The organism is Blastococcus sp. HT6-4, assembly GCF_039679125.1.
Classification (GTDB): Bacteria; Actinomycetota; Actinomycetes; order Mycobacteriales; family Geodermatophilaceae; genus Blastococcus; species Blastococcus montanus.
On record NZ_CP155551.1, the window covers coordinates 3,203,637 to 3,215,343 of the forward strand.

Here is an 11,707-nt window from a genome sequence, read left to right on the forward strand (position 1 = left end):
TCTCCTGCCGAAGCCGATCTTGTGCGGCGGGATGGGTCCCGCAGCTCCTCGTACGCCTCCCGGACCAGGTCGAACACGGCCGCGGAGCCGCCCGCGTCGGGGTGGAGCTGCCGGGCGAGCTTGCGGTAAGCGCTCCGGATTTCGTCGGGCGTCGCCGATTCTGCGACACCGAGGATCTCGTGAGGGGTGCGGTCAGCGCGCATGCCGATCTCCATCCAGCGACGCCCTGAGCCTGCGCCGTGTCTCATTCGTGCAGCGGCTGCCTTCTCGGCTGAAGAGCTGGCACAGACTGAGCGGCGCGCTAGGCGACGGCCCCCCGTACGCGAACGTCATCGGGACCTCCATGTGCGTTGCTGCAATGTTCCTGCGAGAGCAGTCGGCAGGTTGAGGCTGCAGCTGAAGGCGATCGGCTGTTCTGCTCGAAACAGGCCCTGCCCGAGGGCCTTCGACGTCGGCGAGGCAGTGGCCGAGACGGGCCGGCCGGAAGGCCCGTCCGCCACGCTTCCACGAGCCCTCCCCCAGCGCCCCAGTGGCTGTCGATTCGGCGGGCCCTGACCCGCTCGCTCCTGCATCGACTGGTTTCCGCCGAGAGCCGTGTGCTGGCGAACTCACGGGCCTCGTCGTGGGAACGATAGGTCCCCCGCCGGTAGACGCCGGCTGGGACCGGATGTCAGAGCGCCGCGCAGCTGCCGGTGGCACGCCCGAGGCTCTCGCCAGTCGGGGCAGTCAGCGCTGCGCCGTTCCGGCCGCCGCGCGCGACACGGGCTCGGCGGCCAGTGCGCATGCTGACCCGGATGTCCCCGGTGGGACGCTCAGTCAGCCAGCGGCGCGGGGACGAAGCGGGCGCCTGCCGGCAGCCAGGAGTCGTCGCCTGCCTGCAGTGCCGCGCACAGCTCACCGGCGCCGATGAGCACGATGCCCTGCTCGGCGAAGACGTCATGCCATGCCGCAGGCACTGGCCGGACCCGGTCCACGGCCAGCACCGGCACGATCCGGGTAATGCCCGCCACGTGGAACCACGGTTCCTCGGCGGCGTCGGCCTGCTGCGTGTGCACGTAGCGCAGCACCTGCTCGGCGCCCTTGCGCAGCTGCGGATCCGGCGACCGGCCCGCCGGCAGGGTCTTCACTTCGACGGTGACTAAGTCAGGGCCCAGGACGAAACCGGCGTCCTGCAAGACGTACCAAACTCGCACATCGAGCCCCCGCACTACGGCGGCGCCGCGAATGTCCCGTGTGAGCTGCTGGTGGATGGCGATGCGCCCGTCACGGGTGAACAACGCGCCGGGGGTGTCGTCAGCGAGTTCGCGCGCGGCGGCATCCTGCACGGTGAGCGAGCGCAGCGCCCCGTCGTCGGGCCCACGAGTCAGGCTTCGCTGCGCCGACCTTGGCAGGTGCCCGAACGGGTCGGCGGCGCGCAGCTGCTCGAACATTCGCAGACCCTCGGGATGCCGGGCGCCCAGGACGATCAACTGCTTGCAGCGCCCACAGACCAGGCCCAGCGGCCGCAGACGTAGCCGGCCGGGCACGGTCTCGGTCGGGTGTTTCCACAGGAAGGTTCGCGCGCGGCCGGTCTTCTCCCGCAATCGCGGTAGATCGCCGCCGCACGCGGCGCAGCGGCAGCGCTGGACGTCGAGGAGCGTCGCACGCAACTCCAGTTCGGTGCGGGTCAGCTGCCCGACGGTCAGGTAGGGCGCGACAACCTCGAGCAGGTCGGCGGCGGGGGTCAACGCGGTGAACGGGAGCGCCGAGGTGGTTGCCGGGGTGGTCACCCGGGTCAGTGTGCCCGCCGGCACCGACACGGCCCGCCGGGCGCGGACAGGCCGGCACATCCACCTGGCCGGCGTGCACCCACGCGTATCGGCGCTGCTCGTCCAGGATGCGGTACCAGGTCTGGCTTGCCGTCCAGATCGACCCCGTCGCGGGAGTAGCCGTCAAATCGGTACACCTTGGCTGCGGTCAAGTCGGTCCGCGACCGTCCACTCGACAGCTGTGTTGAGGTCTTGACGGGGGATCGCGGGGTCCATCCGGGCGGTGATCGAGAAGGGCGCCCCGCCGCGGACGCGGCGGCGACCACGTCCCGGTTGTAGAAGGCGCTGTCGGCGCGCACTGTCACCGCGCCTGTGGCGCCGGCCTTGCGGGCGGTGGTCAGCGCGTCGGCGATCATCCGCGGCGCGCCCCGGCAGGAATGAACCGACCCCTTGCGCAGCCGGGTCGCCACGATCAACGGCGCCGCCCGCGCAGTGGAGACCACCGCCAGCAGCGCGTTGAGGCCCTTGACCTTCGAGTAGCCGTAGCCCACGCCCTGCTTGGCGTAGCCGTGGGTCTCCCGGATCGTGTCGTCCAAATCCAGGAAGGCGCCGAAGTCGGCGCCGGGCAGCAGCGGCGTCCGCTGCGCCAGCGCGACCAGCAGCCGGGGCGATCGCCTCCAGCTGGCGGACGTGGCCGATCGACCGGGCGACGTCCGCCGTCTTCCGCCCCAGTTCCGGCCCCAAGCAGGGGGCCAGCGACACCCCACGGGGACGTCGGTCACGCTCCAGGGGCGAGTCACCGACACAACGTCGAGCGCCGCCGCCGAATCAGGGTCGACGGCCGCACCGGGGGCCGTACCCGGCGGCCGGCCACTCCGCCAGGAGTACATGCACCACCGTAGATGCGGCTGTAGTCCTAAAGGACCTCCTGCGCGCCCCTGAACCGGTGCACCCTGCACGGGGGGCAACGGTTCAGGAGCGTCGTCCGCAGAACCCTCAGCTGCACGACGCGTGCTGGCCGTCCGCCGCGCCCGCGAAGGCCGACACCTGGTCCCAAGTCCGCGCGTCGGCCACCCAGTACTTCTGGGCGAGGCAGATGTACGTCGGCTCGTCCTGGATCCACCGCCGCTCGCCGTTGGCATCGAGCAGCCAGGCGGTGCCGTCAGGCTGGCGCAAGATCCAGTTCCGCGAACCCTGCGGGAGCGTGAAGACGGGATCGGCCCGGTTGCACGTGGCCGGGCTCTGGCTCACCTGCGGGACGACGAGCAAGATCTGGTTGTCGGGCAGCCAGTCTCGGACCGGGTATCGCTGGGCCAGGCAGGTGTACGTGGACGTGTCGAGGATCGCGTAGCCGATGCCGTCCCCGCGGAACGTGGCCTGGGCGTGATAGCCGGGGATCTTCACGATGGCATTGGTGATCTGCCGGCCCGGAGCGGGAAGGGAGCCGTCCACCCCCTGGCCGGAGCCTCCGCTGCCACCGCCTCCACCGACAGGGGGGAGCACGACCGCCTGGTGATACGTCAGGTACGCGTGCTGTGCGCCGCTCACGGCGGTGCCGAACACGTCACCTGCCACCAGGGCCCCCTCGGCCACGAAGAGCAGGTTGCTGAGCGCCTTCACCGTCACCACGTCGTCGGCGTGCTCCATCGCGCAGTTGAGCCACCCGACGAGACGCTGAGGGTTGAGTCCGAGTGCATACCCGCATGTGTTGAGGATCTTCGTGTAGACGGTCCTCACCTCGGAGTCGGGCAGGATCTTGTCGATCCTCCGCACGACGAACGACGACAGCGACAGAAAGGTCGACTGGGTGATCTCCACGTCGTCGGCGCGACTTCCTTCGGGCAGATCCACCCAGACCGTCCCGCCCGGGGGCACATCGACGCGCACGCGGCTGGAGTCCTCCGGAACCCCCGTCATGTCGTTCCACACGTCGTAAGAGATGTCGGTCAGAAGGTCGCCGGTCGGGTACAGGTTCACCTGACGCGCCTCACCCTGGGTGTTGACATGCAGCACCGCACCGCTGTTGTTGGCCAGCTTCCAGCGCCCTTCGGCCGAGCCCTCGCCCTGCGTGACGCAGAAGCGCATCGTCGCCCGCCCCAGGAGCTCGTTCTTCTCGAAGACGTCGCCCGCCGTGTGCACCCGGGTGTGGTTGGTCAGATCGGGTGCGCAGGACGGCTGGTCGGCCCTGATCCCGGTGAACTCCCGCACCAGCTCGTTCAGCAGGCTCTTGCGTGGGTTCACGACGGTCGGCCTGGTCAACGGGACGAGCAGGCTCCGGTGGAGCAACGAGCTGGTCTTCTTCGACAGGCCGGCGACCGAGACCGTCTGCACTCGTCCGTCCGCGGAGAGACGGGTCAGCGCGGGCGGGTAGACCTCCAGGTCGTCCCTCGCGTGGTTGATGGTGACCGGCTCGAACCCGTCGTCGGCGAGCGACGCGAGCTCCGGATCGACCGGAAGCGTCACGTCGACCGTCTGCTGGCCGTCGGCCCACGGCCCGTGGATGGTGAAGTCCGCCGTGGGCCCCTCCAGCGGGATGCCCGAGCTGGCGAGCGGCGTCACCGAGCCCCACGCGCCGGCCTGGTCGAGGACGCCCGGGGGCACGGTGAGCCGGTAGTCGCCTCGGGAGATCACCGTCGTGTGGCTCTGGTAGGCCCAGCGCCATGACGTCTCGGCCGTCCGCACGGGCATGGGTGTCAGGCACGACGCCTCCACCAGAGCGGCCAGCTGTCCCTTTCCGATCCCGGGCACGCGCTCAGGCGTCACGTGGGCCGGTGAGGCGAACGGTCGGGCGTCGACGATCCGCTGCGCGTTCGGGCGGGACAACCGCAGGCTCTCGGACAGTTCCTGGACGGTTGCGGACTGGAGATCAACCCGCCCGTCCGTGCACGGCCGGATGGCCGGTGGTGGCGTCGTCGTCGGCGTCGCGCACGCCGTCCGCGCACTCAGGATGCGGTTCAGCGCGCCCGCGCCGATCCCCTCGACCACGAGCACGTCCGACGGTTGGAGATAGGGTCGGGCGCTAACCACCCGCTCCGCGACGGGCCGGCTCACGCGGAGCGCAGACATCAGCTGGCCGATGGAGGCGTGGTTGATGTCAACCTGGCCGGACGAGCACACCATCGCCACGTCCACCAGCGACCCGGCCCGCGGTGCCACCACGGGGCTCGCGGAGGCCCCTCCGGCACCCGGGCCGCCGAGCAGCCCCGCCAGCAAGAGTACGGAAACGAACGCACGAAGAAACGCGGCTCGGCCTTGGAAGCTCATGGTCCCCCGATTCCGACGGCGAGCACCCACGAGCTCCCCGAGGCCGCGGAACGTATCAGCGGAAAACCCCCCGGAGAACTACTTCCCACACGACTGCATACAGATGTGGGCTGGGACTTAGTCACCCCAGGCAGGTGAGGACCCGTCGACGTAGGTGACCGCGTCCTCGTCCTTATCGACCCAGACGCGGCGGCCTTCAGGTCGGATGGTGAGGAAGGACTCGATCAGCTCGGCCGCGGGGTCGGCTCCCAGCAGTTCTCCGAGCGAGGGGCGCCGACGTCGATGTCGAGGCCGCGTCGGCCACCGCCCGCGCCGCGGGGCTCGACGCGCTCGTCCACCGCGACTGGACCACCCGCGTGTGGATCACTCCGGCCAAGGCTCTGCGACCGCGTGGACCGCGAGGCGCTGACCGCTACCTGGCACGCCCTCATCGCCGCCGATGCCAAACGCGCACGGGGCCACCTGCCGCGCCCCGTCATCGACCGCGGCCTGGAACGGGCCTTCTCCCTCAACCTGGCGCAGCAGCCGGTCCAGCGCGGGGAGATGCTGCAGCTGCCGTGGTGGGACGAGCACAGCGGCGAGGGCTGGGTGGTGCTCGGCTATCCCCCGGCGTCCACCTACGCCCGGCTGATCGGCTGCTGACCCGCACGCCAGGAGCCGCCGAGCCCCGCACCCGATGACCAGGTGCGGGGTCGACGGCGCACTGCACCACGCCTACGCGTCCGCGGAGTCCTCCGCCTGACGTGGCCAGAGGGCACGGTTCACGCGCTGTTGGTCCGCGGACAGCACCAGGCGGATCTCACCGCGGGTCACCTCGAGAGTGTCATCGGTGCGGACGGCGGCCGCCTCACCCGCGCCGAGCTCGGCGAGGAAGGCGCGCCGCGCGGCCTCGACCTCGTCATCGGTCCGGTCGCACAGCCCGGCTCGGAATGCGAAGTCCCGCAGGGCGCGGCGGGCGATTCCCACCGCCGCCGGGTCGCAGCACAGCGGCCGCCATTCGGCCGGCTCCTTCAGCAGCCGCCCCTTGGCCTCGTTCATGCCGCCGGGGAAGCGGGAGGCCACACCGGCCTGGCACTGCGCCCACGTCCGTTCCCGGTGCATCGTGAGGTAGCCGGTCAGGACGTCGAGGTCGGCGGTGAGCATCACGGGAAACGCGTGAAACGTACCACCGCGCGTCCTCTGGCCCCCAGGAGTCCAACGCAGCCACGCCCCGAAGGAGCAGGAAGTTGCACATGAAGCGCCAGTTCATCCTCGACTCCTCAAGGACCTCCGGTTCATCGCCGACGCTGCCGAGCAGATGGCCCCAGACGTCCGTCGGCTGGCGGCAGCGATTAGGGAGATGGCAGATCACCTCAAGGGCATCTACGGGTGTCTTCAGTCCTCCAGCGGCTCAAGGTGACGCTGGCCGCCCTCCGCCAACGGCCAGGTGCTGGGATGGCGCACCGGCCCACGGCAGACGCCGTCAGGCCTCTCCCGGAGCCGGGCCGATCGGACGAACGAGCGGCTGAGCCCGCGGAAGGTCTGCCAGGGTGAACAGCTGCAGCTCCGGGGCCCGGCGATCGCGCACGAGCAGGACCGGCACGACGCCGGATGGCTGCCCGCTCAGCGCTTTGACGAGCAGATCGACGGCCGCCTGCGTGGGCCTGGTGGGTTTTACCTCGGCCGCCGGGGTGGCCGGCCCGAAGGCGGCCAGCTCGGCAACGGTCACGCTGCCGAGGTCCACCGGCCCGTCCTGCAGCGCGAGCCAGCGCGCCACCTGCTCGGACGTGAACAACAGCCACTCGCCGCTGGCCGTCCGGTAGGGCGCTTGGCTGAAGTCCCGCTCGTAGAGGTCCTGCAGCACGGCGTGCACCGGCATCTCGCCGGCCACTTGGTGCGCCGGGACAGCGACATCACCAATCAGCGGCGGCTGGTGGCTCAGTCGGCTGCCGACGATCTGCAGCAGTTCGGCTAGCGCGAATCTGGCGGGCGCCGTGCAGCTGACTGCGCTCACGCTCACTTATTTCACCGCGGCGGGCTAACTGGTCGATCGCGCCGTCGATGCCTTTGGCGCCGGTGATCCCTCCAGCAAGGCTTTCCATGAAGCGCCACGCCCCGTTGAAGGCGTCCAGGTCGCCGCCGTCGGCCATGCCCGGACTGTAGGTGGGCCGGTCACCTCGTCCGCGACCACGACCCTGGCCGGTCGAGTCGGATCTCGCCTTGGGACAGCGGCTGCGGTCGGTCATGCAGTCGAGTCGGGGACGAGGAGGACGTCGACGAGGGCGCGTGGATCGAGTCCTCGCCGGATGCCCTCCACCAGGTCGATTGCCTCAGCCGGTCCGGCGGACGTCCAGAGCTTCCGCCGCCGATTGGCGTAGACGTTCACCAGTGCCAGCAGTCCGAAGCCCTGGGCGTTCATCACGGGTTCGTGCTGGACGAGCCGGCCGGTGAGCCAGCACCCGAAGAGCGCCTCTCCGGTAGCGATGTGCCCGGCGAATCGCTGCAGCGCTACCGGGTCGCCGAGCAGCCTGAGCGGGGAGAACGGGTCGATCCCCCCGTCCTCGGGCTCGCTGATGCCCGAAGCCCGCAGTGCCTTCTGGCGGTTCTCCGGGGAGAGCTCGTTGCCGGCGACCGCCTGGAGAAAGGCGACGTAGGTGTCGTGGACCTCGCTGTCCAGCTCCTCCCCCACCAGGCGAGGGTCCGCACGCTGAACGAACGTTCGCAACCCGGTCGCGGCGCCCGCCTCCCGGAGCGTCATGTGCGCCACAGCGTCGGCGACGGCGATGAGGAGGTCGTGGAGGGAACCCGACTCCTCGCCAGCGAGCGCCTCCTTCACGACGGCAGTGATCGTCGGCGCACGCCGGAGGTACTCCTCGCGGTAGCGCTCGGCGACCCAGATCAGGGCGTCATGCGCTGCCCGGTCGCTGAGCCAGCACCCCGCCTGCGCGGCCTCCAGAGCCACCAGCTGCCAGGGCTTGCCGCGCCGGACGCGGCGGGCGAGGAAGAGCGCTTGGTCGAGGGTTCCCTCCGGCAAAGAGGCGACCGATCCGCCGTTCCCGGGGAAGGTGATCTGGGCGCGCGGCAACAGTCCGAATGCGCGCCACCGTTCCAGCTGTTCTGGGCTCACCACGACGTCGTGGTGTTGCGCCAGGGTCGCGATCAGCGCCGCATCGGCCACAGACGGCCCCGAGCGCACCACCCGCCCACCATCGCAGACCCCCGCGTTGTGACGCCAGACGCCGCGCCCGCAGAGCCGTACCGTTCCGGCTCCCAACACGCTGCGCATCGAGGAGGCACAAATGACCCGGATGGACTACCCCAAGCGCAACCGCGAAGCGCGGGCTCGCCGGTACCCGCCGACAATCCAAGGCCCGCGGCCCGACCCGACCGACGCCTACCTGATCGGGCACCGGGACGGCTACGAGGCCGGCCAACGCGAGGGATTCACCCGCGGGCGCGTCCAGGGACTGGAAGAAGGCATTCAGATCGGCACGTCCGCCGGCTTCGACGGAGCACTGACCTTCGTCACCGAAGTCGCGGCCACGGTGCGCCTGGACGGCGGGAAGGAGCTCAAGGAAGCGATCTCCCAGATGGCGGTGAAGACGGCGAAGCAGAAGTACCTCGCCGAGCACGACGTCGCCGATCCTCAGCCGCGGTGACCGAAGCGGACAGCCATCGCGGCCGCCTTGAACACGCCGCGTCGCTTGCCGGGGTAGATCACCGGGTCGAACCCAAGAACGGCTCCAGCCCGACCGAACTTCGACACAGCGGCACAGCGGCTCCGGACCGCGTAGCCGCCTGCACACCCCGAGGGTGCCGCGCCCGATGAGAGGCGACCCGAACCCCGGATCTCGTCTCCCACGAGATCCGGGGCTCGCCCCATGCAGCTCGCCCCGGCCGATCGCTGGCCGGTGAGCATCGTGAGCCGGCTGCGCACGTCTCCGGAGGCCACCACCCCGGCTTGCGGTGGGACTCCACGCGGGCACGCTGGACACCTGCGGCCTCGGCGGTCAGGCCGCGGTGGGGCTTGCCGACGCTCGGCCGTCCACGTTCAACCGCAGCAGCGTTGGTGGGGACGCCGCGCAAGCGATCCGCGCGACGTCCCCACAGCTGATTGAGTGGTCAGTCCTGGTCTTCCATGGCCAGGAGATCGGAGGCCAGCGTCACCTGCGCCAGAGCGGTCGCCGGCAGTCCGGACTCGTACAACCGCTGGTAGGGCACTCCGAGGTGGCCGTAGAAGTTCTTCCGCCGCTGCGAGGCGGCCATGTGCTCGAGCGTCAGCGGGACGCCCACGTAGCCGCAGGAGTCCGCGTCGTCCCATGTCGGGTCGATAACCCGTCCGTCCCGGTCGACGAGCCAGGCGTGCTCGACGACGATGCCGAGGGCGAACGGCATGGCGAAGCCCTCGCAGTAGGTCAGCGGGTTGTCCCTTCCCACGCTACGGAAGGCGGCCGTAAGCGCGTTGCGGTAGCACTGCTTCTGCGGACCGAGCCGACGGCCATCCGGGATGAGCGCGCGGTCGAAGAGCCGTCCGTAGGTCAGCACCGCCTCTTCGAAGCTGTAGAACGGCGGTTCGCCGAACTGGAACCGCACTCTGCGGTCGGTGTCCTCGCCGAACCGGCAGCGCAGCGCGTTCTCCGCGCGCAGGAGAAGCTCGCCCCCCAGGGCCGCGGAGAAGTGGCCGATGTAGTGGACGGTGCCCTGGAGGGAGGCAGTGGACGGGCGGTTGATCGAGGTGCTCTTGGTCATGCCGGGACTGGTCCCGCGTCCCGGGACTTCGTCAATCGACCGCCTCGACGCCGCTCCTGGAAACGGTCTCGGGCTCGGGACACCTCGACGTCGAGATGGGCACCCCGCCGCTCGGCATCCCCCCTCGGTAGGCATCGACCTGACCTGAGCTTGGCCAGTGAGGACGGCACTCGTTGCGCCACTGCGAAACCACCACCGAGCGGTTGTCATCTGGGTCGCAGGGATCCCGGCCGCCTAGGTCGGCCTCCGCATCGCGCTGATCGAGTGGATCCGCAGCTCGAAGACCTCCTGGTAGCCGGTTCCGGCCCCGGCGGTGACTGGTAGGCGCTAGCCGGCCGGGTGCTGGGAGCTGTAGCCGGGCGGTGTGTGGTCGGGGAGTTCGGTGCTGCCGCCGGCGAGCTTCAGGCCGCAGGTCTTACAACGCACGTACCACTCGTCGGAGCCTGGGATCTCATCCATGGCCCCGTGGCGGCCGCTGTCGCGGCAGAGCCCGTCCTCTCGAAGCATGACTTGAAACTGTGCCTGCCGGGCTGCGTTCGCCTCGTCCTCCAGTGCCTGTTGCCGGTCCCGTTCCCCTTGCTGACGGTCCTCGGCCTCATCGTTGAGGTCGCGCAGGTGCTGGGCCCACCAGGGCAGCTCTTCGTCTGGCACCTCGTAGAAGCCGCCCACCGCGTAGAGCATGTGATTGAAGTGCATCGCCGCGAACAGGTCGATCGGCGGGCGCTTGTCGACCCTGGCTCGCAACTCGATGCGCAGGGCGTCCGGGTGCAAGTCCAGCGCGTCGAACGCTGCTGCCTCGGCCGGGGTCAGCCCGGCCTTGGCGTAGTCGAGTCCGTTTGGCGATGACAGCTCCACCCAGTCGCGGGCTGTGCTGGCCCAGTCGTCGGTTCGTGTGTGATCGGCCAGCAGCGTGAGTGCCGCAAGGTCGAAGGGCGACCATCCCTGGTTCTCCAGGGATACGGCCAGCCGAAGGTCAGCCTCGCCGCAGTAGACGCCGGGTCGGAGCCAGCGCCCGGCGGTGTCAGCATCGAAGCCGGCCGTGGGCCAGCCTGGTTCACATCACCGACTGACCCTGCGGACAGCGGCCACCGTCCGGCCGCTGTCGCGGGGCCGAGACGATTCCCCTCACTCGATCCGCGGCCACGCGCGCCGGAAGTCCAGGGCGGTGCGGATCTTCGGGCGCGAAACCCCGGCATTCCTCTCGACCACGGTCAGCAGTTCGTCGTCGGACACGTCCGGCTCCGCCGCCCGGGCCTCATCTACGGCACGGACGATCTCCCGGACGTCGGGCCCGCCGATGACGGCGGCCCGCCGACCGGTCGGCCCGTCCCGGAACTCGATCCCCCGGAACTGCGGCTCCAGACCATCGGTGGGCAACCAGGCCGGCACCGGCAGCTCCGGAGCGCAGTTCGAAGCCCACGGCGTGCCGCAACTGCCCCACATGGCCAACGACCACCGACGAGCCTCCTCGGTGCTCTCGATGGCCACCTCGACGATCTGCCGCTGCCGCACAACCGACTCCTCCGCGATCCGCAGCGACGTCCTGGCCTCCTCACGTTGCCGCTCCAGCTCAGCCAGGGCCGCGAACGCTCGGCTGAGCAACGACTCAGGTGCGTTGCCGGCCAGCTGGTAGAGAGCGCCGATGAGGAACACGCCGGGGTCCGCCACAGGCCGCGAGCCGGCGGTGGTGTCGCCGACGTCGGCGGGTTGCACCGCGTCGCCGTACTCGGCGAGAAACTCCTCGTGGGCGGCCAGCCGCCGCTCGTGCGCGACGGCCAGCTGCGCTTCGACGAGACCGTCGCGCAAACAGCCGGCGCAGCGGTGCACGTGCTCCCCGGCAGCTCCCTCCAGGCGGTACACCGGCCGCTCACGGCGGCACCAGCCACACACATCCGGCGACAGCGAGGGCTCCGGGAGACGCGGCATGGGCGGATAGTGCCCGGTAGGTGTGACGGGACATCCGAGCT

General features: G+C 70.3%; 11 protein-coding genes and 1 pseudogene. 2 read left to right on the forward strand and 10 right to left on the reverse strand.

The window, feature by feature from the left end:
- Nucleotides 1-32 precede the first annotated feature (32 nt).
- The 4 genes and pseudogenes from ABDB74_RS20740 to ABDB74_RS15240 form a co-directional block, all read right to left on the reverse strand.
- Nucleotides 33-248 (reverse strand): annotated as a pseudogene (locus ABDB74_RS20740) (J domain-containing protein); the annotation flags it as partial.
- A gap of 564 nt (nucleotides 249-812) precedes the next feature.
- Entirely contained in the window at nucleotides 813-1,769 is a 957-nt protein-coding gene (locus tag ABDB74_RS15230; RefSeq protein WP_346619593.1) for a hypothetical protein, read from the reverse strand.
- Nucleotides 1,770-1,774: 5 nt separating this feature from the next.
- Complete coding sequence (locus ABDB74_RS15235) at nucleotides 1,775-2,530, reverse strand: hypothetical protein (RefSeq protein ID WP_346619594.1); 756 nt, start codon at nucleotides 2,528-2,530, stop codon at nucleotides 1,775-1,777.
- A 214-nt stretch (nucleotides 2,531-2,744) separates the two neighbouring features.
- The gene (locus tag ABDB74_RS15240; RefSeq protein WP_346619596.1) at nucleotides 2,745-4,880 is read right to left on the reverse strand and encodes a hypothetical protein; all 2,136 of its coding nucleotides are present in this window, start codon (nucleotides 4,878-4,880) and stop codon (nucleotides 2,745-2,747) included.
- Nucleotides 4,881-5,402: 522 nt separating this feature from the next.
- Here ABDB74_RS15240 and ABDB74_RS15245 point away from each other — a divergent pair.
- Nucleotides 5,403-5,654 carry a hypothetical protein gene (locus tag ABDB74_RS15245; RefSeq protein WP_346619597.1) on the forward strand — a complete coding sequence of 84 codons (252 nt, stop codon included), beginning with the start codon at nucleotides 5,403-5,405 and terminating at the stop codon, nucleotides 5,652-5,654.
- 72 nt (nucleotides 5,655-5,726) lie between these two features.
- On the opposite strand, the gene ABDB74_RS15250 is transcribed toward ABDB74_RS15245, so the two are convergent.
- The 3 genes from ABDB74_RS15250 to ABDB74_RS15260 all read right to left on the reverse strand — a co-directional run bounded on the left by ABDB74_RS15250 (nucleotide 5,727) and on the right by ABDB74_RS15260 (nucleotide 8,190).
- Complete coding sequence (locus tag ABDB74_RS15250; protein WP_346619599.1) at nucleotides 5,727-6,158, reverse strand: hypothetical protein; 432 nt, start codon at nucleotides 6,156-6,158, stop codon at nucleotides 5,727-5,729.
- Between the two features lie 316 nt (nucleotides 6,159-6,474).
- The gene (locus ABDB74_RS15255) at nucleotides 6,475-7,005 is read right to left on the reverse strand and encodes a hypothetical protein (RefSeq protein ID WP_346619600.1); all 531 of its coding nucleotides are present in this window, start codon (nucleotides 7,003-7,005) and stop codon (nucleotides 6,475-6,477) included.
- Between the two features lie 228 nt (nucleotides 7,006-7,233).
- Nucleotides 7,234-8,190 carry a hypothetical protein gene (locus ABDB74_RS15260; RefSeq protein ID WP_346619602.1) on the reverse strand — a complete coding sequence of 319 codons (957 nt, stop codon included), beginning with the start codon at nucleotides 8,188-8,190 and terminating at the stop codon, nucleotides 7,234-7,236.
- A gap of 100 nt (nucleotides 8,191-8,290) precedes the next feature.
- Between ABDB74_RS15260 and ABDB74_RS15265 the strand changes: the two genes are divergently transcribed.
- Complete coding sequence (locus ABDB74_RS15265) at nucleotides 8,291-8,650, forward strand: Yae1 family protein (protein ID WP_346619604.1); 360 nt, start codon at nucleotides 8,291-8,293, stop codon at nucleotides 8,648-8,650.
- Between the two features lie 463 nt (nucleotides 8,651-9,113).
- Here ABDB74_RS15265 and ABDB74_RS15270 read toward each other — a convergent pair whose 3' ends face one another.
- The 3 genes from ABDB74_RS15270 to ABDB74_RS15280 all read right to left on the reverse strand — a co-directional run bounded on the left by ABDB74_RS15270 (nucleotide 9,114) and on the right by ABDB74_RS15280 (nucleotide 11,600).
- On the reverse strand, nucleotides 9,114-9,740 hold the full coding sequence (locus tag ABDB74_RS15270; protein WP_346619606.1) for a hypothetical protein: 627 nt from the start codon (nucleotides 9,738-9,740) through the stop codon (nucleotides 9,114-9,116).
- A gap of 327 nt (nucleotides 9,741-10,067) precedes the next feature.
- Complete coding sequence (locus tag ABDB74_RS15275) at nucleotides 10,068-10,595, reverse strand: hypothetical protein (protein ID WP_346619608.1); 528 nt, start codon at nucleotides 10,593-10,595, stop codon at nucleotides 10,068-10,070.
- A gap of 270 nt (nucleotides 10,596-10,865) precedes the next feature.
- Nucleotides 10,866-11,600, reverse strand: a complete 735-nt coding sequence (locus ABDB74_RS15280; RefSeq protein WP_346619610.1) for a hypothetical protein — start codon at nucleotides 11,598-11,600, stop codon at nucleotides 10,866-10,868.
- Between the last annotated feature and the right edge of the window lie 107 nt (nucleotides 11,601-11,707).

Coding starts and splice junctions, on each gene's coding strand:
- ABDB74_RS15270 (WP_346619606.1), bottom strand. CDS start 9,740: ATGACCAAGAGCACCTCGATCAACCGCCCGTCCACTGCCTCCCTCCAG.
- ABDB74_RS15265 (WP_346619604.1), top strand. CDS start 8,291: ATGACCCGGATGGACTACCCCAAGCGCAACCGCGAAGCGCGGGCTCGC.